This window comes from Cupriavidus sp. FW305-46 (assembly GCF_058787075.1).
Genome location: NZ_JBYSZI010000021.1, coordinates 67,542 through 94,435, shown reverse-complemented (window position 1 = coordinate 94,435; position 26,894 = coordinate 67,542). Strand labels below are relative to the sequence as shown.

The window sequence follows — 26,894 nt, the reverse complement described above, 5'->3', positions numbered from 1 at the left end:
CCCCGCCCTCGCACCCCGTTTGCAGACCCATGCCATCCATGCTTCCCGACCTCGACACCCTGAACACCCGCCTGCGCGACGGCGCCACCAGCCGTGCGCAGATCATCGAGCAGGCGGCCGCGCTTGCGGCCGCGCCGGCTGCCGAGGCCGTGTTCCTGCACCGCACCTTCGAGGCCGCGGCCCAGGTCGCGCGCGCAGCCGATGCCGCCGGCCGCGCCGGCAAGGCGCTGCATCCGCTGGCGGGTCTGCCGGTTTCGGTCAAGGACCTTTACGACGTGGCCGGCGAAGTCACCAGCGCAGCCTCGCTGGTGCGCAAGGATGCCGCGCCGGCCACGGCGGACGCCACCGTGGTCGCCCGCCTGCGCGCTGCAGGCGCAGCCCTGGTCGGGCGCACCAACATGACGGAGTTCGCGTTCTCGGGCGTGGGCATCAATCCCCACTACGGCACGCCGGCCAACCCGGCCGGCACCGATGGCGTGGCGCGCATCCCGGGCGGCTCGTCGTCGGGTGCGGCCGTTTCGGTGGCGCTGGGGCTGGCGGTCGCGGCGCTTGGCAGCGACACCGGCGGCTCCATCCGCATCCCCGCCGCGCTGTGCGGCATCACCGGCTTCAAGCCCACCGCGCGGCGCGTGCCGTTGACGGGGGCCTTTCCGCTGTCCTACACGCTCGACACCGCCTGCGCGATGGCGCGCACGGTCAGCGACTGCATTGCCGTGGACAGCGTGATCGCGGACAGCGCAGTGATCCCGCGCGTCACCAACCCCGCCGCGACGCGGCTGGCGATCCCGCGCCAGGTCCTGCTGGACGACCTCGACCCGGTGGTGGCGCGCGCCTTTGACCGCGCGCTGGGCCGGCTGTCGGCCGCCGGCGTGCAGCTGGAGCATGTCGACCTGCCCGAGCTCGGCGAACTGGCGGGCCTGAACGCCCAGGGCGGCTTCAGCTCGGCTGAAGCCTTTGCCATCCACCGCCACCTGCTGGCCGCCCGGCGCGACCTGTACGACCCACGCGTGGCCTCGCGCATCGACCGCGGCGCCAATGTCAGCGCCGCCGACTATATCGACCTGGGCCGCGCCCGGCTGGACTGGATCACCCGCATGGAAGCGCGCCTGGCCCGCTTCGACGCCGTGGTCTGCCCGACCGTGCCGATGGTCGCGCCCGAGATTGCGCCGCTGCGCACCGATGATGCGCAGTTCTTCCGCGTCAATGCCCTGCTGCTGCGCAATACCTCGGCCTTCAATTTCCTTGACGGCTGCTCGATCTCGATGCCCTGCCACGCGCCGGACGAGCTGCCCGTGGGCCTGATGCTGTCGCACGGCCCGATGCGCGATGCCGACCTGCTGGGCACGGCCCTTGCGTTGGAACGCATCGTGCAACCTTCACAGCGCGACGACTGAGCCCTGCCGCCGCGCCGTTGATCTTGCGCCGGCGTGCCCGCCAATGCGGGCGCGACCGGCACCAGGTAGTACGCAACCAGCAGTACCACCGCGCCCCCGCGCGCACACCAGGAGAGATCGAGATGCGAGTCAAGGCAATCGTTGCGGCCGGCCTGATGCTGGCCGCCGTGGCGGCACAGGCGGATACCAAGTGGGACCTGCCGACCGGCTATCCGGCCAGCAACCTGCACACCGAGAACCTGCAGCAGATGGCCAACGACGTGGACAAGGCCACCGGCGGCAAGCTCAAGATCGTGCTGCACCCCAATGGCTCGCTGCTCAAGGCCAACGAGATCAAGCGCGGCGTGCAGACCGGCCAGGTGCAGATGGGCGAGATCCTGATGTCCTTGCTGGCCAACGAGAATCCGGTGTTCGGCGTCGATGCGGTGCCGTTCCTGGCCACCAGCTATGCCGATGCCTACAGGCTGTGGCAGGCCTCGCGCCCGGTCACCGAGAAGGTGCTCGACAAGCAGGGCATGAAGCTGCTGTACGCGGTGGCCTGGCCGCCGCAGGGCATCTATGCCAACAAGCCAATCAATTCGGCCGCGGACATGAAAGGCCTGAAATGGCGCGCGTACAACCCGGCCACCTCGCGCATCGCCGAGCTGGTCAGCGCCCAGCCGGTGACCATCCAGGCTGCCGACCTGGCGCAGGCGCTGGCCACTGGCACGGTCAACTCCTTCATGTCGTCGGGCGCCACCGGCGTCGACACCAAGGTGTGGGAGAGCGTGAAGTACTTCTACACCGTGGACGCCTGGCTGCCCAAGAACATGCTGGTAGTCAGCAAGAAGGCGTTCGCGGCGCTGGACAAGCCGACCCAGGAGGCGCTGCTCAAGGCCGTCGCCGACGCCGAGAAGCGCGGCTGGCAGGTGTCGGAGCAAAAGACCAAGGAGTACCTGGCGACCCTGTCGCGCAACGGCATGACGGTGCAGCCGCCGTCGCCGCAGCTCAAGGCCGACATGCAGAAGGTGGGCCAGACCATGGTGGATGACTGGGCCAAGGGCGCGGGCGAGGACGGCAAGGCCATCCTGGACGCCTACCGCAAGTAGGCGGCCTGCCCGCCTCCATGAACTTCCCGCCCTTGCCGCGCAGGCTGGCATGGCGGGGAGCCCCTCCCTCCCTGACGCCGTCCATCATGCCAACTGCCCCCTCCTCCAAGCGCTGGCTCGACCGCCTGCTCGACCTCTTTGCCGTGCTCGGCGCGCTGTGCATCCTCGCCGTCTGCGTGATCATGATCCTGATGTCGCTGTCGCGGGAGACCTCGGTGATCTTCAAGGGTGGCGATGACATCGTCGCCTGGCTGTGCGCGGCGTCCGCCTTCCTGATCCTTGGCCAGACCTTCCAGCATGGCGGCATCGTGCGCGTCGAGATGCTGCTGGGGGCCGTGGGCCCGCGCCGGCGCCGGGTGCTGGAGCTGGTCTCGCTGACCATCTGCCTGGCGTTTGCCGCCTACGCGGCCTGGGCACTGGGCACCTTTGCGTGGCAGAGCTGGGAAATCGGCGATGTCTCGCAGGGCCAGATCGTGATCCCGCTGTGGATTCCGCAGAGCTTCGCGGTGCTTGGCTGCGTCGGCTTCCTGCTGGCGGTCGCCGATGAATGGCTGCGCGTGGTGCGCGGGCACAAGCCGCGCTACCAGGTGGCCCATGAAGAAAAGCTCGCCGCCGGCGATTTCGGGGAGACGGTCTGATGAGCACAGTCGTGGTTGCACTGATCCTGCTGCTGGTGATGATCGTCTTCCTGGCGATCGGCGCGTGGATCCCCGTGGCCATCGCGGTCACCTCATGGGTCGGGCTGGTGGTGTTCTCGGACCGCGAGGCGCTGGTCAGCCTGGCCAACGCATGGTGGTCGTCGAGCGCCTCTTACACGCTGGCGTCGCTGCCCCTCTTTGTCTGGATGGGCGAGATCCTGTTCCGCACCAAGCTGTCCGAGCAGATGTTCAGCGGGCTGTCGCCGTGGCTGAGCTGGCTGCCCGGGCGGCTGATGCACGTCAATATCCTGGGCTGCGGCATCTTCGGCTCGGTGTCGGGGTCGTCAGCCGCCACCTGCGCCACCATCGCCAAGTCGGCGCTGCCGGAACTCACGCGGCGCGGCTACGACGAGCGCACCACGCTCGGCTCACTGTCCTGCGCCGGCACGCTCGGCATCCTGATCCCGCCGTCGATCACGATGGTGGTGTACGCGGTGTCGGCGGACGTGTCGATCATCCGCGTGTTCCTGGCGGGCTTCATACCCGGCCTGCTGCTGATGCTGCTGTTCTCCGGCTACATCGTGGTCTGGGCGCTGGCCAACCCGGACAAGACCCCGCCGTCGGAGCACTTCAACTGGCGTGCGCGGCTGGCATCGATCCGCCAGCTGCTGCCGTGCATCGTGCTGATCGCCTTTATCACCGTGATCATGGTGACCGGCTACTCCACCGCGACCGAGGCCGCAGCCTATGGCGTGGTGGCTTCGCTGGCGCTGGCGTGGGCGGGCGGCTCGCTCACGCGCGCGGCGTTCTGGGACAGCCTGATGTCGGCCACGCGGCTGACCGCGATGATCATGTTCGTGCTGGGCGCGACCTCGTTCCTGTCGGTGACCATGAGCTTTACCGGCATCCCGCGCGCGCTGGCGGAATGGGTGGCGGCGATGCACCTGTCGCCGTGGGCGCTGATTGCCGTGCTGACAGTGATCTACATCGTGCTGGGCACGGCGCTGGACGGCATCTCGATGATCGCGCTGACCACCGCGACGGTGCTGCCGATGGTGCAGGCGGCCGGCTTCGACCTGGTCTGGTTCGGCATCTTCATCGTGCTGCTGGTGGAGATCGCCGAGGTGACGCCACCCGTGGGCTTCAACCTGTTCGTGCTGCAGAGCATGACAGGCAAGGACAGCAACTACATCGCACGGGTCTCGCTGCCCTTTTTCATGATGATGGTGGTGGCGATCGCCATCGTCACGATCTGGCCGGGCGTGGTCACCTGGCTGCCGGACATTGTCATGCAGCAGGAAGTCAAATAGCATTGGCCGGCCCAGCCCGGCCATTTGCTGCCGGCGCGGCAATATGGAGGGTCCCAGTCCGATGCATGTGATCGTCATCGGCGCCGGCGCGATCGGCGTCAGTTCCGCCTGGTACCTGCGGCAGGCCGGTTTCGACGTGACCGTGCTCGAACGCCGCGCCGCGCCGGCGCAGGAAGCCAGCTTCGGCAATGCCGGCGTGATCGCGCCCGGCTACGTCACGCCATGGGCGGCGCCGGGCATGCCCGGCAAGATCCTGCGCACGCTCTTTGCGCGCGAGGCGCCGGTCCTGTTCCGCCCTTCCGCCGACCCGGCCATGTGGCGCTGGATCGCGCGCTGGCTGCGCGAATGCCGGCTGGAGCGCTACCGCGCCAACAAGCTGCGCATGCAGCGGCTGGCGTTCTACAGCCGCGGGTGCCTGCACCGGCTGCGCAGCGAGCTGGAGATCGACTACGAGCAGTCGCAAGGCTACCTGCAGCTGTTCCGCGCCGCGCGCGACCTCGACCTGGCCGCGCCCGCCGTGGCCCTGCTGCGCGAGAACAACGTGTCGCACCGGCTGGTCAGCGCGCAGGAATGCCGCCGCATCGAACCGGGCCTGGCTGCCGACACGCCGCTGGCCGGCGGGCTGCACCTGCCTGAAGACGAATCCGGCAACTGCCCGATGTTCGTGCGCGCGCTGCACCGGCATGCCGAGGCCGCGGGCGTGTCGTTTCGCTTCGACACCCAGGTGGCGCGCGTCAGGCCCGACAACGCGGGCAAGCTGCAGGTCGAGCTGCAGCACTCCGACAAGAAGCGCCTTGGCCAGGTGCTGAGCGCCGACCGCGTGCTGGTCGCGGCCGGCGCCGACAGCACCGCGCTGCTGCGCCCGCTGGGCCTGCGCGTGCCGCTGTATCCGGTCAAGGGCTACTCGGTGACGGTGATGGTCCGCGACGAACTGCAGGCGCCGCTGGGCGCGCTGATGGATGAGTCCTACAAGGTCGCGATCACGCGCATGGGCAACCGCCTGCGCGTGGCCGGCACGGCCGAGCTGGGCTCACGCGCGCTTGATCTGCGGCCGGCCGCCCTGAACACCCTGGTCAAGGTCGCGCGCGACTGGTTCCCGGTGGCCGGCAACTACCAGGAAGCCACGCAATGGGCGGGCGCGCGGCCGATGCTGCCGGACGGGCCGCCGCTGATCGGCCCAACAGCCGTGCCCGGCCTGTTCCTCAACCTCGGCCATGGCTCGACGGGCTGGGCGATGAGCTGCGGATCGGGCAAGATTGCGGCTGACCAGATCGCCGCCAGCGCCGGCACCCATGGTGGCCCGGACATCGACATGGAGGGCCTGCTGCCCGACCGCTACGGCCTGGGGCCGGCAAGATAACCAGACATGACACCCTCTGCCTCTACCGCCACCTCGCCCGCAAGCGGCGACGGCTGGTTTGCACTCGATGCCGCCGCCTCCGCACCGGTTCCGCTGTACGACGTCGCCGCCATCCGCCGCATCGAGAACGCCGCCTTCACGCAACTGCCCGCCTTTACGCTGATGTCGCGCGCCGGCGCCGCGGCCGCGCGCTGGCTGGCCTGCCATGCACCCGCCGGCCCGCTGCTGTTCCTGGCGGGCCCCGGCAATAACGGCGGCGATGCGCTGGTGGCCGCCACGCAATTGCACGGCGCCGGCCGTGCCGTGCAGGTATGGCTGACGGCGGACCCGCAGCACCTGCCCGCCGACGCCGCGACGGCATGGCAGCAAGCGCACGCAGCCGGCGTCCCGGTCAGCGTGGTCGCAGGCATGGCTGCCTCGCATGACGCGGACTGGCCCGCGGGCACCGCTGCGCTCGTCGACGGCCTGCTCGGCATCGGCCTGAACCGCCCCGCCGACGGCACCATGGCGTGGTGGATCGGACAAATCAACCGCAGCGCGCTGCCGGTGTTTGCGCTGGACATCCCCAGCGGCCTGTTCGCCGACACCGGCGCGGGCGCGCCGGCAGTGCGCGCGCAGCGCACGCTGACCTTTATCGCCGCCAAGCCCGGGCTGCTGACGCTGGACGGGCGCGACTGCGCCGGCGAGGTCGATATCGCGCCGATCGGCCTTGACTATCCGCCGGACGAAGCGCCCCATTGCCTGGTAAACGGCCCGGCGCTGTTCAGCACGGCGCTGCCGCGCCGCCACCATGCCAGCAACAAGGGCACGCATGGCTCGCTGGCGGTCATCGGCGGCAACCTGGGCATGACCGGCGCGCCGCTGCTGGGCGCCAGGGCCGCGCAGTTCCTCGGCGCGGGCAAGGTGCATATCGGCTTCCTGGCGCAGCCCGCACCGCTGTTCGATCCGCTGCATCCGGAGCTGATGCTGCATGCCGTGGACGCACTGGCCCTCGCTGCGATGTCGGCGCTGGTGATCGGTCCTGGCATGGGCACGGACGCCAACGCACACAAGCAGTTTGCGCGGCTGCTGCAAGCCGCGCCGTTGCCGCGTGTGCTGGATGCCGATGCCCTGAACCTGCTGGCCGCCGATCCGGCGCTGGCCGGGGCCCTGGCCGCCAGCGGCGCGGCTTGCGTGATGACACCGCACCCGCTCGAAGCCGCCCGGCTGATGGGCGTTCCCGTCGCCGAGGTGCAGCGCGACCGGCCCGCTGCTGCCGCGGCACTGGCTGCGCAATGGCAGGCCGTGGTCGTGCTGAAGGGATCGGGCACCGTGATCGCGGCGCCTGACGGCAGTCCATGCACGCTCAACCCGACCGGCAATGCCGCACTTGCCAGCGCCGGCACCGGTGACGTGCTGGCCGGCATGCTGGGGGCGCTGCTGGCGCAAGGCATGGCGCCGCTGGCCGCGGCCCAGGCGGCGGTGTGGATCCACGGGCGTGCCGCCGATGCCCTTGTCGCCCAGGGCACCGGGCCGGCCGGCGTCACCGCAAGCGAACTGTACGCGCCCGCGCGCACCCTCTTCAACCAGTTGCTGGCCGGGACCCGCGCATGATGCGCGGCGCGCTGCTGCGCGATCCCGCCGACCGTCGCCACCTGCTCACCGGCATCGCCCTGCTGGTCATCGGGCAATGGATCCTCAGCCTGCTCGATGCCACCAGCAAGACCCTGACGCAGCAAGGACTGCCGCTGGTGGCCGTGGCATGGGTGCGTTATGTCGGGCATGTGGTCGCGATCTTCCTGCTGCTCGGCCCCGCCGGCTGGCGGCGCCAGTGGCGGCCGGCGAAGCCTGGGCTGCAGTGGCTGCGGGGCGCGCTGATGCTGGTCTCGACGCTGGTGTTCTTCAGCGTGCTGATGCTGATGCCGCTGGCGCAGGCCACGGCACTGAATTTCTGCGCGCCGCTGTTCGTGGTGGCATTGTCGCCGTGGTTGCTGGGCGAGCGCCCCGGGCGCCATGCCCGCTGGATGCGCTGGACCGGTGTGGTGGTCGGCTTTGCCGGCATGCTGGTGGTGGTGCGCCCGGGCGGCCAGCTCAGTCCGCTCGGTGTCGGCCTGGGCCTGGTGTCGGCGCTGGTGTTCGCGCTGATGCAGATGCTGACACGCCGCATTGCCGCGCACGACACACCGATGACCACGCTGATCCAGAGCGGCGTAACCGGCGCCTGCCTGACCACGCTGATCGTGCCCTTCTTCTGGTTCAGCGCCTGGCCTACGCCGATGCAATGTGCACTGCTGTTGTCCGCGGGGATCACCGGATCACTTGGCCATTATTTCGTCATTCGGGCCTTCCAGTACGCGGATGCGTCTTTCCTGAGCCCCTTCCTCTACCTGCAGATCCTGTCCGCGACGGTGATCGGCTACCTGGCCTTCGGCCAGTTGCCCGACTGGACCACCGCAATCGGCATCGGCATCATCTGCCTGGGAGGCTTGTGCGTCGCTGGGGGAGAACCCGTGCTACGCGCCATCGCGGCCCGGCTCGGCGGCGCGCGCCGTCAGACAATGTCCGATACTTAGCCTGCGCCCAGGCTGGTATGTTGCAAGTGGTAACGATATGACGCCGCCGCCAGGCCGGATCCCGGCAGCGCTGACGATATACTTGCAACTCTGCCTTGTGAGCCGGCAACGCCACGCGGCTCGCGCAACATCGATTGTCCTGCATGCCCACTGACCTTCACGCCTGGAACGCCCTGCTGCGGCACCACGACACCCTTCGCGACGCCCAGATGCGCGACGGGTTCGATCGCGAAGGCGCGCAGCGCGTCGCGCAATTCTCGCTGGAAGCCGCCGGGCTCTATCTCGACTACTCGAAGAACCGGATCACGCCCGAAACCATGCGCCTGCTGGTGCAGCTGGCAGCCGAGGCCGGCGTGACCAGACGCCGCGACGCGATGTTCGCGGGCGAGCATATCAACACCACTGAAGACCGCGCGGCCCTGCACGTAGCGCTGCGCGCGACCGCCGGCGCCGGCTACAAGGTCGACGGCGAGCAGGTCATGCCGGCAATCCAGAAGGTGCTGGTACGCATGCGCGATTTTTCGGAACGCGTGCGCAGCGGCGCCTGGAAGGGTGCCACCGGCGAGCGCATCACCGATGTCATCAATATCGGCATCGGCGGCTCCGACCTGGGGCCGCGCATGGTGTGCCGCGCGCTGTCGCACCTGGCCGATGCCGATGGCAATGCCGCGCCGCGCATGCACTTTGTTTCCAACGTCGACGGCACCGACCTGGCCGAGACGCTGGTGCGGCTAGACCCGCAACGGACACTGGTGATCGTCTGCTCCAAGACCTTCACCACGCTGGAAACCATGGCCAACGCGCGCAGCGCGCGCGCCTGGTTTGTCGCCAACGGCGTGGCCGAGCATGACCTTGCCAAGCATTTCGTCGCAGTCTCGACCAATACCGAAGCGGTGCGCGAGTTCGGCATCGACCCGGCCAATATGTTCGAGTTCTGGGACTGGATCGGCGGACGCTTCTCGCTGTGGTCGTCGGTCGGCCTGTCGATCACGCTGGCAGTAGGCTTCAATGCCTTCGCCGACCTGCTGGCCGGCGCGCGCGCCATGGACGAGCACTTCCGCACCGCGCCGCTGGAGCGCAACATGCCGGTGATCCTGGGCATGCTGGGCATCTGGTACCGCAATTTCTGGCATTTGCCGACCAGCTGCATGGCGCCCTACTCCACCTCGCTGGAGCTGTTTCCCGCCTTCCTGCAGCAGCTGGAGATGGAGAGCAACGGCAAGTCAGTGCAGCTTGACGGGCAGCCCGTGCGCACGCATACCTCGCCGGTGGTGTGGGGCACGGCCGGCACCAACGGGCAGCATGCCTACTTCCAGCAGATCCACCAGGGCTCGCAGGTGGTGCCGGTGGATTTTGTCGCGCCGCTGGTGCCGCCGCGCCGGCTGGCAGGCCATCACGCCAAGCTGCTGGCCAACTGCTTTGCGCAGGCCGAGGCGCTGATGCGCGGGCGCAGCGCCGATGAGCTGCGTGCCGCCGGCCTGAAGGACGAAGTCCGCATCGCCCATATGGTGTTCGAGGGCAATCGCCCCAGCAACACCTTGCTGATGGAAAACCTGACGCCGCATGTGCTGGGTGCGCTGATTGCGCTGTATGAGCACCGCACCTTCGTGCAGGGCGTGGTCTGGAAGATCAATTCCTTCGACCAGTGGGGCGTCGAGCTGGGCAAGATCCTGGCCCGACCGATCGAGGCCGAGCTGACCGGGAATGCCGTCGGCCAGCACGATGCCTCCACCACGTCGCTGATCGAGCGCGCCCGCGCGGTGCTGAAGGCGGGCGCCGCCAGCTAGACCTCCGCGCCCATCCATTCATCGCTGGCCACGCGGCCGGCGTCGATGGTCAGGATGCGGCCACAGCGCGCCGCCACCGAGCGGTCATGCGTGACCAGCACCAGCGTTGAGCCGGCATCGCGGTTAAGCTCGAACATCAGCGCGATCACGGCTTCGCCAGTGGCGGTATCGAGGCTGCCGGTGGGCTCGTCGGCAAACAGGATGTCCGGGCGCGCCACGAACGCGCGCGCCAGCGCCACGCGCTGCTGCTCGCCGCCCGACAGCGTGCGCGGATAGTGCCCCAGCCGCGCGCCCAGGCCCACGCGCTGCAGCATGTCCAGGGCGCGCTCGCGCACCTGCGACGTTTCGCCGCGCAGCTCCAGCGGCAGCATCACGTTTTCCAGCGCGGTCAGGTGGCCGACCAGCTGGAACGACTGGAACACAAAGCCGACATGGCGGCCCCGCACGGCGGCGCGCTGGTCCTCGTCCAGCGCGAACAGGTCCTGGCCCTGCAGCCGTACCGTGCCCGTGCTGGGCAGGTCCAGCCCCGCCAGCAGCCCGAGCAGCGTCGACTTGCCCGATCCGGACGCCCCCACGATGGCGAGCGTTTCGCCCGGCGTGACGGAAAAGGTCACGTCGTGCAAAATCGTCAGCGAACCGGTCGTGTCGGCAACGGTCTTTCCGAGGGACTCGACAGCGAGAATGGAAGAAGACATGGATATTGGGATCCGAGGCAAATGGCGCCGGCTGCTGCTGGCAACCGGCATGGCACTGACGATATCGGCCGGGGCCTCAGCCCAGGCTGCGGCCCCGGCACTGCTGGTGCTTGGCGACAGCCTCTCCGCCGAGTACGGCATCGCGCGCGGCGCGGGCTGGGTTACGCTGCTGCAGGACCGCCTGCGGCAGGAGCGCTTCGATTATAGCGTTGTCAATGCCAGCATCAGCGGCGAGACCACCATCGGCGGCAAGACGCGGCTGCCGGAGCTGCTGTCGCGGCACCGCCCGGCCATCGTGGTGGTGGAGCTTGGCGCCAACGACGCGCTGCGCGGATTGCCGCTGCAGACCACCGAGGCCAACCTGCGCAACATCGTCAGCACGGCACAGAAGGCCGGCGCCGGCGTGCTGCTGATCGGCATGCGCATCCCGCCCAACTACGGGCAGGACTACACCGAGAAGTTCGTCTCGCTGTATCCGAAGCTGGCCGGCGAGTACAAGGTGCGGCTGGTGCCGTTCTTCCTCGACAAGGTCATCACGCGGCAGGACTGGTTCCAGCCCGACCGCATCCACCCGACCGCCGCGGCACAGCCGGCGCTGCTCGATACGGTGTGGCCGCAGCTCAAGCCGATGCTCAAGCGTGGCACGAAGTAAGCATAAATAAAAAACCCCTGCCGCCTGGCAGGGGTTCTTGCTTGCAGCGGCGCTGATCTGGCGCTTACTCGGCGCCTTGCGCCTGCGTGGCGCCCACCGGCGTCAGCATCTTGACCTTGGAGCGGGCCTTCAGGCTTTCATAGAAGGCCTGCAGGTCGGTCTGGCCGGCCAGTTGCGAGAGCTGCTGCGCTTCGGCCTGGCGTTGCGCCGGGTTGGCCTGCGTCGGCTGGCTGACCTTGGTGATACGGTAGACCGCGTAGCCTTCGGCCCCCAGGTCGACACCCACCACCGCAGGCAGCTTGTTCGCGTCGGCGCGCAGCACCGCTTCGACCGCCTTCGGCGCCATGCCCTCGGCCTTGGCGCGCGACACGGTCTGCACCGCGCCAAAGCCGTCGGCGCTGTCTGCCTTCTTCAGCGCGGCAAGCCGGGCCTCGCCGTCCTTGCGCGCCAGTTCGGCCGCCTGCTGGGCGATATAGCCCTCGCGCACCTTGGCTTCGACTTCCTCGAACTTGCGCACGGCCGCCGGGCGGTACTCGACGATGCGCGCGGCCACCAGCGTGTTCGGGGCCACCTGGACGGCCTCGGTGTTGCGCTTGTTCTTGATCGCGTCGTCGCTGAACAGCGCCTTGAGCAGCTTGTCGTTGTTGAGCGGGCTCTGCGCGCCCAGCGCCGGGTTCGGCTGGCGCGTGACGTTGTCGGCGGTCTGGATGGTCAGCTTGAACTTGTCGGCTGCGGGCTTGAGGCTGTCAGCCTGCTCATAGACGGTGTTGCCGAAGGCATCGGCCTGCTCGGCAAACTTCTTGTCGGCGAACTGTTTGCGCAGCTCAGCTTCGAGTTCCGTGCGCACTGCTTCCAGCGGCTTGGTCTCGGCGGGCTTGATGCCAGTCAGCTTGATGATGTGGTAGCCGTAGTCGGTTTCCACCACGTCGCTGACCTGGCCATCCTTGAGCGCATACATGGCGTCCTCGAACGGCTTGACCAGCGCGCCGCGGCCCATGAAGCCCAGGTCGCCGCCCTTCTCGGCCGAGCCCGGGTCCTGCGAGTTCTTGCGCGCCACGTCGGCGAAGGTGTCAGGGTGCTTGCGCAGGTCCTCCAGCAGCTTGGTGGCCTTGTCCTTCGCGGCCTGGCGCTGGGCGGCCGGCGCATCCTTCGGCGCGCTGATCAGGATATGGCTGGCGCGGCGCTGCTCGTCGATACGGAAGCGCGCGATATTGCTGTCGTAGTAGGACTTCAGCTCTTCGGGCGTGACCGCCTGCGTCGCGGCCAGGGCCTCGCCCGACAGCAGCAGGTACTCGACCTTGGCTTGTTCCGGCACCGAGAAGGCCTGCTGGTGGCTGTCGTAGTAGGCCTTCAGCGCGGCTGCATCGGGCTGCACCTTGGCGGTGTAGCCGGCCGGCTTGAACAGCAGCGCCTGCACATCGCGCTGCTGGTCACGCACGGCGATCAGGCGATCGAGCAGCGACTTGGGCACGAAGGCCGTCGCGGCGACCGATGCGCCCAGCTGCTGCGTGGCCAGCTCGAAGCGCATGCGGGCATCGAACTGCTCGGGCGTCATGCCCTGCGACTGCAGCAGCTGCAGGTAGGCCTTGTCGTCGACCTTGCCGTCCTTGGTGCGCGGCAACTGCGCGATCGCCGGCAGGTTGCTGATTTCCTCGAGCAGCTTGGCGTCGGACACGGTCAGGTGCTCACGCGCCACGGCACTGGCCATCACGCGTTGCAGGATCAGCTGGTCCAGCACGGCCTTGCGGGCGTCCGGGCCTTCGAACTGGCGCGGGTCATAGCTGGCGCCCAGGACCTGGCGCGCGCGTTCGCTCTGGTCGCGCACGACGTTGTCGATCTCCTGCACGCTGATGGCGCGGCCGTCGACCTTGGCGGCATCATGCGAGCTGTCCATGAAGCGCGAATAGCTTTCCACGCCGAAGAACACGAACGACGGGAAAACAAGCACCAGCAGCAGCAAGAGCATCAGGCGCCGGTTGTTGCGTACGAAATCAAGCATGCGGATTCGGGTAGTGGATTGGCACGAAAGACAAACTCCACGATTCTATCAGGAGCCGCTGGGCGCGCACCCTTTGTGCAGGGTGGGAAACATGAGGGAACAAATGAAAACGCCCGCTGATGCGGGCGTTTCCTTAAAACTGGCGGAGTGGACGGGACTCGAACCCGCGACCCCCGGCGTGACAGGCCGGTATTCTAACCGACTGAACTACCACTCCTGTGTCGGTGCTTGCTGCCGGCAATGCACATGTCCTTGCGATGGAGAGTTGTGGGTGCTGAGGATGCCTTGCAAGGGAACAAATTTCCTTACAAATCATAAGCCTACAACGCCTACCAACCTTCGCTTGCCGACCGTGCCCTGCTGCAAGAGGCCGAACTATAGCTTGTGTTCATCATCTGCGCAATACCCGGATGACTCAATCTTGTACCCTCGGCTGCCAATTCCGCCTGCACGCTCAGGCGCACATGCGCGCCTGAAGCGCCGTCAGCTCGTGCTTGACGACCTTGCCCGCGGCATTGGTCGGCAGGGCCGCCATGAAGGCCACGGAACGCGGCACCTTATAGTTTGCCAGGCGGGCTCTGCACCATTCCAGCAATGCCTCCCCGCTCATGCTCTCGCCTTCGCGCAACACCACGAAGGCGCGGCCAACCTCGCCCAGGCGCGCATCGGGTACGCCGACCACCGCGACCTGGGCCACCGCCGGATGCGTGCCAATCAGGTGCTCGATCTCCGCGGGATAGCAGTTGAAGCCGCCCACGATGAACATGTCCTTGAGCCGGCCGGTGATACACAGGTTTCCGTCGGCGTCGACGCTGCCGATGTCGCCTGTATGCAGCCACCCCGCGTCGTCGATGGCCTCGCGTGTGGCGGCCTCGTCGTCGAAGTACCCACGCATGACGTTGTAGCCGCGGATCCACACTTCGCCCGGTTCACCGGCGGCGACGTCGTTTCCTTCAGCGTCTACGCAGCGAATCTCCACACCGGCGAGCGCACGCCCGCTCGTGTTGGCGATAGTCTGCAGCGCGTCGCCGAGCCGGCAGACCGTCGCCAGGCCGCAGCACTCGGTCTGTCCGTAAGCAGTGAGCACCACGTCAAAACCAAGCACCTTGCGCATGCGCCGGATCAGCTCTGGCGCGATCGACGCCGCCCCCGTGACCGCCACGCGCAGCGATGACAAGTCGTATGCATCCAGCCGCGGATGGGCAAGCAAGCTCAGGTAGAGCGTGGGCGAGCCGGGCAGGAAGCTGACGCGGTACCGCTCGATGCGAGCGAGCACGGTTTCGGCGTCGAACTGCGCCAGCGGCAGGATGGTGGCGCCGCGAAGCAGGGCCGCGAGCCAGCCGGCCTTGTAGCCGAAGGCATGGAAGAAGGGATTGATGATCAGGTAACGGTCGCCGGGGCGCAGGCCGACGATGCCCGACCAGTCGGAGAAGGCGCGCAGATTCTGCCCGTGTGTGGTGATCACGCCCTTGGGCCGCCCCGTGGTGCCGGATGTGTAAAGCAGGTCGGACGGACTGTCCGGTGTCAGCGCGGCGATGCGCGCGTCAAGCATGGCCTCGGGTGTGTCTTCGGCGCGGGCGAGGAAAGCCTCCCAAGACAAAGCGCCTTCGCGTTCGCCGCGCAGAATGACGCGGTGGCGCAAGGCCGGCAGCGCATGCCCACACAGCATCTCGGGATAATCGACGCCAAGCAATTCGCCGATGCAGATCAGCGCCCGCGTACCGCTACGCCCGAGAATATCGGCGGCCTCCCCGCCCTTGAGCCGGGTGTTAAGCGGTACCAGCACGCCGCCGGCCATCTGGATGCCGAGCGCTGCGACGATCCACTCGTGCAGGTTAGGCGCCCAGATGGCAACGCGCTCGCCGGGCGCTACGCCCAGCGCCATCAGCGCACGCCCTGCGACTCGCGCCGTCTCATGCAGCGCGCCATAGCGCAAGGACAGGCCGTCTTCCTCGATGGCTACCGCATCCGCGCGCAGCCGCGCCGTGTGTGCCACGGCATTGGGTATGGTTGAAATCGGTGCGAGGCAGTCGCTCACGGTTGCAAGCCTCCCTGGGGAAGGATCTGGCCACTCGCGGCAAGCTCCGCGGCGGCCGGGTAGTCGGTGTAGCCATGCGCTCCCGGCGTATACAGCAGCGTGCGGTCGAACGCGGCCAGCGGCGCACCGTGCCGCAGGCGCGCAGGCAGGTCGGGATTGGCGATGAAATGGCGGGCGAACGAAACCGCCTCGCCGACGCCGCCGGCCACTGCACGCGCGGCGCTCGCGCCGTCGAAACCGTCATTGACGATGACCGCACCGCCAAAACGCCAGCGGGCCAGCGCAAATGCATCGAGCGCAGGATCCGGCGAGCGGCTCACGTGCAGGTAGGCCAGCCCGATCGGCGCCACGGCATCGAGCAGCGCGCTGTACGTGGCGGTGGGATCGTCATCGTGCATGTCGTTATACGGGTTGCCGGGACAGATACGCAGACCCACGCGCCCCGCCCCGATCGCCCCGGCGATGGCCTCGAGCGTCTCCACGACGAAGCGCAGCCGCGCCATCAGCGAACCGCCGTAGCCGTCCGCGCGCTGATTGGTGCAAGAAAGCAGGAATTGCATCGGCAGGTAGCCGCTACTGCAATGCAGCTCGACGCCGTCAAACCCGGCGGCCAGCGCATTGACGGCGGCCTGGCGGTACTCGTCGATCACGGCCGTGACTTCATGTGCCGCCAGCGCGCGGGGCACCTCCATCTCGACCAGCCCGTGGCCGTCGGCATAGATGGTGCCGCGCGCGCGGATCGCCGACGGCGCCACCGTCTGTGCGTCTGGCGCCTTGTTATGGCGCGTCGCCACGCGCCCGACGTGCATCAGCTGCAGCACCATCGCCGCGCCCTGGCTGCGCACGGAGCCTGACACGTCGCGCCAGGCGTCGATCTGCGCGGTGGTCTCGATGCCCGGCGTGCGGCAGTACCCTTTGCCATGCCGGCTAGGGTAAGTGCCCTCCGCAATAATCAGCCCGGCGCCCGCGCGCTGGGCGTAGTACGCCTGGTGCAGGCCGGTGGGCAGGTCGCCCGCGCCGGCGCGGCTGCGCGTCATCGGCGCCATCACGATGCGATTGGCGAGTGCAATGTCGCCGAGCTGCAGTGGCTCGAACAGGCTGGCGCTCATCTTGATGATCCCTTGATCGGTTTCGGCATTGCGTCAGCGCGTGCGGACCTTGGGAAGTGACGAACCGCGACGCATCGACTCGAGAAAGCGATCCAGCGGCACCGGCTCGGCGACGCCGGGCAGCGCTTCATTCGGCTTGGCGTTCCAGAACGCTTTCCACGAGGGCCACAGTGCATGCCAGGAACCCTCATAGGGCTCACGGCCCGGCCAGCGCATCTTCTTGTCGCCGATGGGCGGCTTGTTGAGGTCGCTCGCGTAGAGATAGCATGGCAGCCGTCGCCGGAAATACCAGCAGCCGCCAATGCGCTCGTAGTCGTCCCAGTAGAGCATTTGCATGATGACCCATTCCGGGCCGGTCTCATGCTCGTTCTTCGAATACACCACGCCGCTCGCATGGTCCGCATCCTGGAACTCGATGATGTGTCCGCCGATATGGTGCGAGGTCACCGTGAACTGGTTGCGCAGGGTCTCGTCTATCCAGCGCCGCAGGTGCTCGCGGCCCACCTGGTCCTTGCCCACCGCCACGTCCTCGGGAAACAGGCTGGTCCAGGCATCGAGGTCGCGCATATCGAGCGCCAGCGCATACTTGGCCGGCAGCATGCGGATTTCGTTGACCGACTCGAGTCGATCGAGTCGGGCCTGCATCGATTCCATGTCTGATGCCACTTGCCTCTCCTTGCTCATTCAGTGGGGTGCGCTCAGCTTGCCTGCGGCGCGGCGCGCCGCTCGGCTGACGGCTCCGACACGTAGTCGGTTGCGCCCACGTCGAGCCGGCAGGTCTTGCCGCCATCGACTACCAGGCTCTGCCCGGTGATATACGAAGCCTCGTCCGACGCCAGGAACAGGATGGCGCCGGCCACCTCGTGCGGTTCGCCCACGCGCCCCAGCGGCACCGCGCGTGCGGTATCTCGGGCGACCTCCTCGCTGGCAAGCGCTTCGCGCGTGCCCTCGCTCCAGACCACACCGGGAATCACCACGTTGACGCGCACGTTGTGGGCTGCGCCCTCGAGCGCCACGGCGCGGCTGAAGTTGAGCACGCCCGCCTTGGCCGCGCCATAGGCCGACAATCCCGGACTGCCAAGCAGGCCCGCCACCGAACCCAGGTTGACGATGGCGCCGCCGCCGGCCGCCTTCATCACGCGCAGCGCCGCGCGCGTGCCGAAGAAGGCGACGTCCAGGCTACCGGTCAGGCATTGCCGCCAGGCTTGCGTGCTGACCTCGTCGAGCACGCCCCAGGTATAGTTGACCGCGTTATTGACCATGACATGCAGGCCGCCGAACTGCGCGACGGTCTGCGCCACCGCCCGCTCCACGTCCGCCTCGTTGGTGACATCGGCCTGAATCCACGCAGCCTCGCCGCCGCGCGACCGGATCTCCTCGGCCACGGCGCGCAGCGGCGCCTCACGCCGCCCGCACAGCATCACCCTCGCCCCTTCGGCCGCGAAGCGCGCAGCCGTGGCAGCGCCGATCCCCGTGCCAGCGCCACTGATCAGCGCCACCTTGTCCTGCAAACGTCCCGTTACTCGCATGCTGCTCTCCCTTTTATCCTTCCATCGAGGCAGGACAACGACCCGAACGCGTCGCCGTCGCGCCTGCGCCGTTAAATCATTGCCATGCCGCCGCTGACGGACAGCGTCTGGCCCGTCATCTGCATGCCGTCTCCGCTAACCAGGAACAGTGCCGCCGCCGCGATCTCTTCCGGCTCGGCCATGCGCCCCAGCGGGATCGCGCGCTCCAGGCTGCGCGCCCATTCCTCGCTGATGGACTGCATCATCGGCGTGCGCGTGGGCCCCGGGCAGATCGCGTTGACGCGGATGCCACGCGGGCCCAGGTCGCGCGCCAGGCAGCGGGTGAGGCCGAGCACGGCCGCCTTTGACGCGCAATAGCTGAGAGGCCCTTCGCCGCTCAGCGCCGAGACGCTGGCGATATTGACAATGGCGCCGCCCACCCCCGCGTGCGTCATCAGCCGTACCGCCTCGCGCGAGCAATAAAACGTGCCGTTGAGATTCACATCCACCACGCGCTGCCAGCCGGCATCGTTGAGGTCGACGATCATGTCGGTATAGACCGTGGGCGTCTCGCCGGCTGCCAGCTGCCGCCCGCGCTCGGCCGCGCGCACCTGGTAGTGCTCGAAGCCGTCTCCCGGCACCTGGCCAATGCCTGCGTTGTTGACCAGGATGTCGAGCCGCCCCCAGCGCATCGCGACCTCCTCGTGCAGCCGCCCCACCGCCGCACTGTCCGCGACGTCGCAACCGCGCGCCATGCCGTGCGCCTCGCCGCAGATCATGTCGAGCGTCGCTTGCGCGGCGCCGGCGTCGCGGTCTATTACGACCACCTCCGCGCCCTCGGCCGCAAAGCGCTCGGCCATGGCCCGCGCTCATGGCCCTATTCTTCTGGCCGGGCCACTTCACGGGCATGGTCCCGTGCGGAGGGAAATAGTCCCAACAGACTAGATTCGCGCACGGACGCTCCTCCATGTCGCTCCAAAAATGGTTGAATCTAGTCCGTCAGGCAAACAGCCATCACGGAGGAGACATGGAAGCGCAGCAGTTCCTGCAGACAGCCCCGCAGCCCACCCGCTACGCCCGCGGTTGGCATTGCCTTGGGCAAGCACGACAGGCGTCCCCGGCCCGGTGCCCGGGGAAAACACCCACTACCACCGCATGGAGAAGCAGATACCATTTCCAGCCGATCGCCGGTCGCCGACGGCCGGACTGGCGCAATGCCCCGACCGCATTGCGCCGCAGATTTGAGAGAGCACCGATGACAAGCCTTCAATGGATCGACGCACAGCTACCTGGCCGCCCTGCACTCGGCATGGACGAGATCAGCGATCTGATCGGGCTGGTGTACGACGGCCCGCTGCTTGATATCCCATGGCAGTCGCTGCTTGATGCGCTGCGACACCTGCTGGCCGCTAACTACGTGACCCTGGTGCTACGCCCGCCGTCCACATCCGCGCCGAGCATGGTGTGGAGTGCCGCTTGCGAATCTGCCGCCCACATGGCAGCGAGCGCTTCGCCGAGGCCGACAAGGCGCTGTGCCGGCGCATCGTGCCGCACCTGGAGCGCGCGGTACGTATCCACGCCAACCTCAACACGACCGAGTCGGAGCGGCGCTTCTACGCCGGCACGGTCGACAGTTTGCTGATCGGCTCGGTGATCCTGGACGACACCGGCCAGGTCCTTACCACAAATGGCATGGCCGACGCCCTGCTGGCGGAAAAGGATGGTCTGGTGGTTTGCAACGGCCAGTTGATGGCCGACTCGGCGCAGGAAAACCGCAAGCTGCAGGCCCTGGTCCGCCAGGCCATCGCCTTGCGAGACTCGGAGCAGCCCGGCATCCCGCTCGGGCTGTCGGTGCCGCGCAAGGGCGACCGCGCCCGGCTGGGACTGCTGGTGCGTTCCATCGCCTCGCAGAAGTGGTCCGAGCGTCCGCGCCAGCCCGCGGTGGCGGTCTTTATCCGCGACCCCGATCAAAAGGCACTGGGGTCGGCCGAACTACTGCGCAATATGTTCGATTTCACCCGGACGGAGGCGTCGCTCGTACTGTTGCTGACCCAGGGCCTGTCACTGGACGAAGCGGCGCGGGAACTCGAGATCCGCCGCAATACCGCGCGCGCGCATTTGCGTGCCATGTTCTCCAAGACTGGCGTGACCCGCCAGGCGGCGCTGGTGCAAACCGTCCTGCACAGCATCATTCCGCTCGATTGAGGTGAATACGACGTGCCGACGCCACTCAGCGAGCTGACGGCACGATGAGCAGACGCATCGCCCCGGCCGCAGGGTGCCATGGCGGAAAATCGTCTCGGGCGCGGTTGTTTTGGTCCATTTGGACTATGTCGCATCCGGCGTGACCGGAAACAATGCGCATATCAGCCGCGTCTACCGCGGCTGCGCCAACAACATGACATCCGGGAGAGACATCCAGTGACGATCCGACACCCTGCCACCGGCGATTTTCGCGTGGCCCTCAACACGCCGGCCAGTGCGGTCGTGGTGACCGGCGGCGCGTCCGGCATTGGCGAGGCTTGCGCGGCGGCCTTGGCCGCGGTAAACCGGCCGGTCGCCATCTGGGATATCCAGGAGGACAAGGCACGTGCCGTCGCCGCGGCGCTCGCCGAACGTTATGACGTGCCCACCTTCGGGCTCGGCATCGACCTGCGCGCCCCCGCCGGCCTGGAAGACGCGCTGGTCCGTACCCGCGCCGCCCTGCCGGCGCTGGGCGGCATGGTGCATGCTGCCGGCGTGGTGGACCAGAGCGGGATCGACGGCCTCACACAGGCGCGCTGGGACGCCGTGCTTGATGTCAACCTGCGCGCCATGGCCCTGCTGGTGCAGGCCATGCTGCCTGAGCTGCGCGCGCAACCCGGCGCGGCAGTCGTCGGCATCGCGTCGATCAATGCCACGCTGGGCAACGCCCTGATTCCGGCTTACTCCGCCTCCAAGGGCGGCCTGCTCTCGCTGGTGCGCTCGCTCGCGGACAGCCTGGGCCGCGACGGCATCCGCATCAACGCCGTCTCTCCCGGACAGATCCACACACCGATGCTTCAACCTGCCATCGATGCCCTGCCCGAAGGCACCTTCGAGCGCCGCATCCAACTGGGCCGCCTCGGCACCCCCGCGGAGATCGGGCGAGTGGTCCGTTTCCTTCTGTCGGACGAGGCCAGCTACGTCACCGGCACCGAGGTCATCGTCGACGGCGGCAACATTCCTTCGCAGCGCTGAATCGGAGCGCCCTGCCCTGCGGCTGCTGGGCCGTTCTCATACTGGGTCGCCATCCTCCGGCCGGACGTTCAGCCCTGGTTCTTCCGTCAGCCTTTCGACGCTCGGCAGGCTCACCGCGGGACGCCCTGTGCAGTCCTGGCCCGTTCTGCAAGCAGCTTCAGCAGCCGTGCTTCGTCGGCACGCAGGCGGCTGACGATGGCGACGCGCGCGCAGTCCTGCAATCCGTCGTCGATGAAGGCCTCGATCACCGCCGGATGGACATAGCACTTGCGGCACACCGCCACGGTGTTGCGCAGGCGCTGGGCCACTGACTTGATGACCTCGGCCACGCACTTCCTGCGCGCTGCTTCGCCGTCCGCGCCGGTCGCGCGCAGCAGCGCGAGCGCATGCACGCTGCCCGCCCAGGTGCGGAAGTCCTTGGCAGTGAAGTCGCCGCCGGTCGCCTGCTGCAGGTAGGCGTTGACGTCGGCGGATCCGACCTCGCGGATCTCGCCGTCGCTGTCGCGATACTTGAACAGGCACTGGCCTGGCAGGTCGGCACAATTGCGCACGATGCGGGCCAGGCGTGGATCGTTGACCGATACGTCGTGGGTAATGCCGCTCTTGCCAGTGAACTGGAAACGCAGACGGCTGCCGCGCACGGTGACATGGCGGCGGCGCAGCGTGGTGAGGCCGTAGGTGCGGTTCTGCCTCGCATATTGCGGACTGCCCACGCGCACAAGCGTGGCGTCGAGCAGTTGCACCACCGCCGCGACCACTTTTTCGCGCGGCATGCCGTTGCGGCGCAGGTCGCGCGCGACGCGCGCCCGCAAGCGGGGCAGTACGCTGCCGAAGGCCGGCAACCGCGCGTATTTGTCCGAATCGCGCAGCGCGCTCCACTCAGGGTGGTAGACATACTGCTTGCGGCCGCGCGCATCGCGCCCGGTCGCCTGCAGGTGGCCCGCAGGGTTCGCACAGATCCACACTTCCTCGTAGGCAGGAGGAATCGCCAGCGCAGCGATGCGTGCCAGCGTGGCGGCATCGTCCACGCGCTTGCCATTGGCGTCGATGTAGGCAAAGCCGCCGCCCTGACGGCGGCGCCCGATGCCCGGCATACTGTCATCGACATAACGCAACCCGGCCTCGCGCAATACCGTGCGCAACGCTTTGTCGGCACCATTAGTCGGGAGAGCACTATCCAAGGCTGGGTCTCTTTCCGGGGCTGCCAGCGCGCCGTCCGGGCCTTCCGGCGCTTTATGCGCGCGCGCCGCAGTGGCCTTGCCCGCGCTGCGCCTGTTCGTGGTAATGGCAAATGCGAGCCAGCGCCCAGTCGGCAGCGGCTTCGCGTACGGCGTTACGCGTCCCCGGAAAGCGCCGCGTTTCCGTGAACGCGGCAATACCCCCGGTGCTCCGCAGCACATCGCGCGCCGCATGGCCGTGGCGGCGGAACACCCAGGCAAAGCACTGCGTACCCGCCGGGATATCGCCATCGCCGCCGTCATCGGCGACGCCGGTGTTGGCGATCGCGAGGTCGGCGCCGGTGATCTCCATGGCGCCCAGCGCCATCGCCAGCGAGACCGCCTCGCTGGTCAGTCCGTGACGCCTGATGGTCTCAGGCGGCACGTGCAGCAACTGTTCCTTGGCCGAGGGCGAATACGCCACGATGGCGCAGTGCAAGACATCGCCGCAACCCGGCACCTCGGCAATGCGCGAGGCGATCAGCCCCGCGGTACAGGATTCCGCCGTGACCACATGCAAATGGTGGCGCAGCAAATAGCGCGCAATGCTGCCGTTGTCGCTGCTGTTTTCCCCAAGCGTCATCGCTGCGCCTCCGACGCCTGCACAGACACTCCGTTGCTGCGCGATACAGCAGGCGTGGCCGGTGCTGCGGGTACGCGGCCGTCTCCGCCGCGCCCCTTCACGAACGTCACCTTGCCGTCGCGCTCCAGCACCACCCGGGTAAGGTCGTCGAAGCTGTCGGTCTGAAGCGTCGCACGCAGGTTGGCCTTGAGGTCTTCCTCGGTCAGCATTGCGTGGCTCACGCGCTCCCGGTCCAGTTCCCCTTCGCGCAGCAGGTCCAGCGCGTGGCCGCCAGTGGCGCGGTCGAATGCCGGAGAACGGCTCGACAGCCAGCCCACCACCCGGTGCAGAAGCACCAATGCCAGCCCGGCGGAAAACGCCACCGCGAACGAAGCGGCGCCGACCACGGCGCGCGACAACACCGCGCCCAGCAGCAATATGATGCACAGGTCGAACGATGTCTTTTGCGCGAAGGCCCGCCTGCCGGCCAACCGCAGCATCGCCCAAGTGCCGACGAAGATGATGGCGGCACGCACGGCGCCTTGCCACCACGCCAGGTCGTCACCTTCGCCAACGAGCTTGCGCATCGCATCGACGATCACTTCCACGCTGTCCATGTCGGTGTCCGCAGTCGATTTTCTGACTGGTTCAGCAAGTTCCGCGCCAGGCTCACGACACTGGGCCGTGCTGCTGTGCACGTCCCATATGCGCTCATTCGCGCGGGAATGCGGGGAAATCGTACGTGCAGTGCCGGGCCAGGCCTGAAAAAACTGCCCAGAGCGCGCGCAACATCGGGAGCGAATGGCGCTTATCTGTGGGATGCGGGAAAACTCCGGCCGGGAGCGCCATGCCGAGCAACGGCGGAACAGCAATTTAGCGCGCGGCTCGGCCGAGGGAGATGAAAATACCAACAAAAAAGGACTTAGATCGCTCTAAGTCCTTGATTTTGTTAGTCAAGCGTGGTGGGTGCTGAGGGGCTCGAACCCCCGACCTACGCCTTGTAAGGGCGCCGCTCTACCAACTGAGCTAAGCACCCGCTCGACCATCACAGGCTGGCTGCCTGCAACTTGCTGATCGCTCCACACCTCGCGGCAGTTGCCGTGGTTTGCGTTGCGAGGGCGCAAGTGTAATACAGGTGATTTCGGTTTGCCAAGGCCTGCGCACGCAAAAAAACGCCGCCGGGCATCGCTGCCCCGCGGCGTTTCATTCATGCGGCCAAAGCTGAGTCAGTGATGCAAACGCTCCACCTTGGCCGCGGCCTTGTCCGCCACTTCGGCGGGCTTGGCATCTTCTTCCGACAACGGCTCGGGCTTGCGCTCGAGCGCCAGTTCCAGCACCTTGTCGATCCAGCGCACCGGCACGATCTCGATGGCGTTCTTGACGTTGTCCGGGATCTCGGCCAGGTCCTTGACGTTATCCTCGGGGATCAGCACCAGCTTGATGCCGCCCCGGTGGGCCGCCAGCAGCTTCTCCTTGAGGCCGCCGATCGGCAGCACCTCGCCGCGCAGCGTGATCTCGCCGGTCATGGCCACATCCGCACGCACCGGAATGCCGGTCAGCACCGACACCAGCGCGGTGGTCATCGCACCGCCTGCCGACGGGCCGTCCTTGGGCGTGGCGCCTTCGGGCACGTGGATGTGGATGTCGCGCTTCTCGAACATCTCATCCGTGATACCCAGGCGACGTGCCCGCGAACGCACCACCGAACGGGCAGCCTCGACCGACTCCTTCATCACGTCGCCCAGCGAACCGGTGCGGGTGATGTTGCCCTTGCCCGGCATGATCGCGGCTTCGATGGTCAGCAGGTCGCCACCCACCTCGGTCCACGCCAGCCCGGTCACCTGGCCAACCTGGTTTTCCTTGCCGGCCAGGCCGAAGTCGTACTTGCGCACACCGAGGAATTTGTCCAGGTTCTCGGAATCGACCTTGATCGTGCCCGACTCCTTCTTCAGCAGCAGCAGCTTGACCACCTTGCGAGCGATCTTCGACACCTCGCGTTCCAGCGAACGCACGCCTGCTTCACGCGTGTAGTAGCGGATGATGTCGCGGATCGCATCTTCTGCGACCTCGATCTCGCCTGCCTTCAGACCATTGTTCTTGATCTGCTTGGGCAGCAGGTAGCGCTGGGCAATATTGACCTTCTCGTCCTCGGTGTAACCCGACAGGCGGATCACTTCCATACGGTCGAGCAGCGGCGGCGGGATGTTCAGCGAGTTCGACGTCGCCACGAACATCACGTCGGACAGGTCGAAGTCGACTTCGATGTAGTGGTCCTGGAACGTGTGGTTCTGTTCCGGGTCCAGCACCTCGAGCAGCGCTGACGACGGATCGCCGCGGAAGTCCGCACCCATCTTGTCGATCTCGTCGAGCAGGAAGAGCGGATTGCGCACGCCGACCTTGGACAGGCTCTGCAGGATCTTGCCTGGCATCGAGCCGATGTAGGTACGGCGGTGGCCGCGGATCTCGGCCTCGTCGCGCACGCCACCCAGCGCCATGCGCACGAACTTGCGGTTCGTGGCGCGCGCCACCGACTGGCCGAGCGAGGTCTTGCCCACGCCGGGGGGGCCGACCAGGCACAGGATCGGCGCCTTCAGCTTGTCCACGCGCTGCTGCACCGCGAGGTATTCCAGGATACGTTCCTTGACCTTCTCCAGACCGTAGTGGTCCTCTTCCAGCACGCGCTCGGCGTTGGCCAGGTCGTTGTTGACCTTGCTCTTCTTGCGCCACGGCAGGTTCACCAGCGTGTCGATGTAATTGCGCACGACGGTGGCTTCGGCCGACATCGGCGACATCAGCTTGAGCTTCTTGAATTCGGCGTCGGCCTTCTTCTTGGCTTCCTTCGGCATGCGCGCAGCCTTGATGCGCTTGTCGAGTTCTTCCAGGTCGGCGCCTTCTTCGCCCTCGCCCAGTTCCTTCTGGATGGCCTTGACCTGCTCGTTCAGGTAGTACTCGCGCTGGCTCTTCTCCATCTGGCGCTTGACGCGGCCACGGATGCGCTTTTCAACCTGGAGGATGTCGATCTCGCCCTCGAGCTGCGACAGCAGGCTTTCCAGGCGCTCGGTCACATTGACCATCTCCAGGATCTTCTGCTTCTGCTCGAGCTTGATCGGCAGGTGCGCGGCGATGGTGTCCGCCAGGCGGCCTGCCTCGTCGATGCCCGACAGCGAGGTCAGGATCTCGGGCGGGATCTTCTTGTTGAGCTTCACGTACTGGTCGAACTGCGACACGATCGCGCGGCGCAGGGCCTCGGTCTCGGCGCTTTCGCCAGGTGCGGGCGGCACGGGCACGGCTTCGCACATAAAGTGCGCATCGTCCTCGCTCACCTCGCGGATATTCGCGCGCTGGGTACCCTCGACCAGCACCTTCACGGTACCGTCGGGCAGTTTCAGCATTTGCAGGATATTGGCGATGCAGCCGACCTCATACAGGTCGTCGGCGGTCGGCTCGTCCTTGGCCGCCGTCTTCTGGGCCACGAGCATGATGCTCTTGCCCGCCTCCATCGCAGTCTCAAGCGCCTTGATGGACTTCGGGCGTCCCACGAACAGCGGGATCACCATGTGCGGAAACACCACCACGTCGCGCAGCGGCAACAGTGGGAGGCGAATCGGCTCGGCCGGGAGGAGTTGTGTTCCGGACATCATTTTCCCCAAGTCAGTCATTTAAGGCGTAAATTGGGCCGCCCGAATCGATTACAAGATACGTGCCAATCGATTCATCAAGGCAGGCAGATGCCGCTCCCTGCACTTGCTGGCCCCTCTGAAACAGC

22 protein-coding genes and 2 tRNA genes are annotated in these 26,894 nt (G+C 67.4%); 11 read left to right on the top strand and 13 right to left on the bottom strand.

Annotated features, from left to right (window positions below; genetic code table 11):
* The first annotated feature begins 29 nt into the window (after positions 1–29).
* From AC3WON_RS12840 to pgi, 8 genes are all read left to right on the top strand, one after another.
* Positions 30–1,394 (top strand): amidase, encoded by a 1,365-nt coding sequence (locus tag AC3WON_RS12840; RefSeq protein ID WP_492320150.1) that lies wholly within the window; start codon positions 30–32, stop codon positions 1,392–1,394.
* 122 nt (positions 1,395–1,516) lie between these two features.
* Positions 1,517–2,482, top strand: a complete 966-nt coding sequence (locus tag AC3WON_RS12835) for a TRAP transporter substrate-binding protein (protein ID WP_492351962.1) — start codon at positions 1,517–1,519, stop codon at positions 2,480–2,482.
* 86 nt (positions 2,483–2,568) lie between these two features.
* Positions 2,569–3,120: a TRAP transporter small permease subunit gene (locus AC3WON_RS12830; RefSeq protein ID WP_492351961.1), complete on the top strand. Its 552-nt coding sequence runs from the start codon at positions 2,569–2,571 to the stop codon at positions 3,118–3,120.
* Positions 3,120–4,430: a TRAP transporter large permease gene (locus AC3WON_RS12825; protein ID WP_010810067.1), complete on the top strand. Its 1,311-nt coding sequence runs from the start codon at positions 3,120–3,122 to the stop codon at positions 4,428–4,430. The genes AC3WON_RS12830 and AC3WON_RS12825 overlap by 1 nt, the downstream gene beginning before the upstream one ends.
* 61 nt (positions 4,431–4,491) lie before the next feature.
* On the top strand, positions 4,492–5,790 hold the full coding sequence (locus AC3WON_RS12820) for a D-amino acid dehydrogenase (protein ID WP_492320262.1): 1,299 nt from the start codon (positions 4,492–4,494) through the stop codon (positions 5,788–5,790).
* A gap of 6 nt (positions 5,791–5,796) precedes the next feature.
* Positions 5,797–7,383: an NAD(P)H-hydrate dehydratase gene (locus AC3WON_RS12815; protein ID WP_492351960.1), complete on the top strand. Its 1,587-nt coding sequence runs from the start codon at positions 5,797–5,799 to the stop codon at positions 7,381–7,383.
* Positions 7,380–8,342: a DMT family transporter gene (locus AC3WON_RS12810; RefSeq protein WP_492351959.1), complete on the top strand. Its 963-nt coding sequence runs from the start codon at positions 7,380–7,382 to the stop codon at positions 8,340–8,342. Before AC3WON_RS12815 ends, AC3WON_RS12810 begins: the two co-directional genes overlap by 4 nt.
* Before the next feature lie 143 nt (positions 8,343–8,485).
* Complete coding sequence (gene pgi, locus AC3WON_RS12805) at positions 8,486–10,129, top strand: glucose-6-phosphate isomerase (RefSeq protein WP_492320145.1); 1,644 nt, start codon at positions 8,486–8,488, stop codon at positions 10,127–10,129.
* Here pgi and AC3WON_RS12800 read toward each other — a convergent pair.
* Complete coding sequence (locus tag AC3WON_RS12800) at positions 10,126–10,824, bottom strand: ABC transporter ATP-binding protein (RefSeq protein ID WP_340526528.1); 699 nt, start codon at positions 10,822–10,824, stop codon at positions 10,126–10,128. The genes pgi and AC3WON_RS12800 overlap by 4 nt on opposite strands.
* Here AC3WON_RS12800 and AC3WON_RS12795 point away from each other — a divergent pair.
* On the top strand, positions 10,823–11,476 hold the full coding sequence (locus tag AC3WON_RS12795) for an arylesterase (RefSeq protein WP_492351958.1): 654 nt from the start codon (positions 10,823–10,825) through the stop codon (positions 11,474–11,476). The two genes, AC3WON_RS12800 and AC3WON_RS12795, sit on opposite strands and share 2 nt — an antisense overlap.
* Positions 11,477–11,540: 64 nt before the next feature.
* Here AC3WON_RS12795 and AC3WON_RS12790 read toward each other — a convergent pair whose 3' ends face one another.
* The 7 genes from AC3WON_RS12790 to AC3WON_RS12760 all read right to left on the bottom strand — a co-directional run bounded on the left by AC3WON_RS12790 (position 11,541) and on the right by AC3WON_RS12760 (position 18,990).
* Entirely contained in the window at positions 11,541–13,475 is a 1,935-nt protein-coding gene (locus AC3WON_RS12790; RefSeq protein ID WP_492351957.1) for a SurA N-terminal domain-containing protein, read from the bottom strand.
* Positions 13,476–13,615: 140 nt separating this feature from the next.
* Positions 13,616–13,692 (bottom strand) — tRNA-Asp (locus AC3WON_RS12785).
* 237 nt (positions 13,693–13,929) lie between these two features.
* Positions 13,930–15,513 (bottom strand): FadD3 family acyl-CoA ligase, encoded by a 1,584-nt coding sequence (locus AC3WON_RS12780; RefSeq protein ID WP_492351956.1) that lies wholly within the window; start codon positions 15,511–15,513, stop codon positions 13,930–13,932.
* Complete coding sequence (locus AC3WON_RS12775; protein ID WP_492351955.1) at positions 15,510–16,622, bottom strand: alkene reductase; 1,113 nt, start codon at positions 16,620–16,622, stop codon at positions 15,510–15,512. The genes AC3WON_RS12780 and AC3WON_RS12775 overlap by 4 nt, the downstream gene beginning before the upstream one ends.
* 33 nt (positions 16,623–16,655) lie before the next feature.
* Complete coding sequence (locus AC3WON_RS12770; RefSeq protein ID WP_492351954.1) at positions 16,656–17,288, bottom strand: nuclear transport factor 2 family protein; 633 nt, start codon at positions 17,286–17,288, stop codon at positions 16,656–16,658.
* Positions 17,289–17,320: 32 nt separating this feature from the next.
* Complete coding sequence (locus tag AC3WON_RS12765) at positions 17,321–18,151, bottom strand: SDR family NAD(P)-dependent oxidoreductase (protein WP_492351953.1); 831 nt, start codon at positions 18,149–18,151, stop codon at positions 17,321–17,323.
* A 71-nt stretch (positions 18,152–18,222) separates the two neighbouring features.
* Positions 18,223–18,990, bottom strand: a complete 768-nt coding sequence (locus AC3WON_RS12760; RefSeq protein ID WP_492351952.1) for an SDR family NAD(P)-dependent oxidoreductase — start codon at positions 18,988–18,990, stop codon at positions 18,223–18,225.
* Positions 18,991–19,606: 616 nt separating this feature from the next.
* On the opposite strand from AC3WON_RS12760, the gene AC3WON_RS12755 reads away from it, so the two are divergent.
* Both AC3WON_RS12755 and AC3WON_RS12750 read left to right on the top strand, forming a co-directional pair.
* Complete coding sequence (locus AC3WON_RS12755) at positions 19,607–20,335, top strand: helix-turn-helix transcriptional regulator (RefSeq protein ID WP_492351951.1); 729 nt, start codon at positions 19,607–19,609, stop codon at positions 20,333–20,335.
* Positions 20,336–20,587: 252 nt separating this feature from the next.
* On the top strand, positions 20,588–21,349 hold the full coding sequence (locus tag AC3WON_RS12750) for an SDR family NAD(P)-dependent oxidoreductase (protein WP_492321404.1): 762 nt from the start codon (positions 20,588–20,590) through the stop codon (positions 21,347–21,349).
* Positions 21,350–21,459: 110 nt separating this feature from the next.
* On the opposite strand, the gene AC3WON_RS12745 is transcribed toward AC3WON_RS12750, so the two are convergent.
* The 5 genes from AC3WON_RS12745 to lon form a co-directional block, all read right to left on the bottom strand.
* On the bottom strand, positions 21,460–22,530 hold the full coding sequence (locus tag AC3WON_RS12745; protein ID WP_492351950.1) for a DNA topoisomerase IB: 1,071 nt from the start codon (positions 22,528–22,530) through the stop codon (positions 21,460–21,462).
* A 52-nt stretch (positions 22,531–22,582) separates the two neighbouring features.
* On the bottom strand, positions 22,583–23,149 hold the full coding sequence (locus tag AC3WON_RS12740; RefSeq protein WP_492321402.1) for a CinA family protein: 567 nt from the start codon (positions 23,147–23,149) through the stop codon (positions 22,583–22,585).
* Positions 23,146–23,745, bottom strand: coding sequence for a DUF421 domain-containing protein (locus tag AC3WON_RS12735; protein ID WP_492321401.1), 600 nt, complete (start codon positions 23,743–23,745; stop codon positions 23,146–23,148). Before AC3WON_RS12735 ends, AC3WON_RS12740 begins: the two co-directional genes overlap by 4 nt.
* 343 nt (positions 23,746–24,088) lie before the next feature.
* Positions 24,089–24,164, bottom strand: a tRNA-Val gene (locus AC3WON_RS12730).
* 190 nt (positions 24,165–24,354) lie between these two features.
* Complete coding sequence (gene lon / locus AC3WON_RS12725; protein WP_492321400.1) at positions 24,355–26,766, bottom strand: endopeptidase La; 2,412 nt, start codon at positions 26,764–26,766, stop codon at positions 24,355–24,357.
* Between the last annotated feature and the right edge of the window lie 128 nt (positions 26,767–26,894).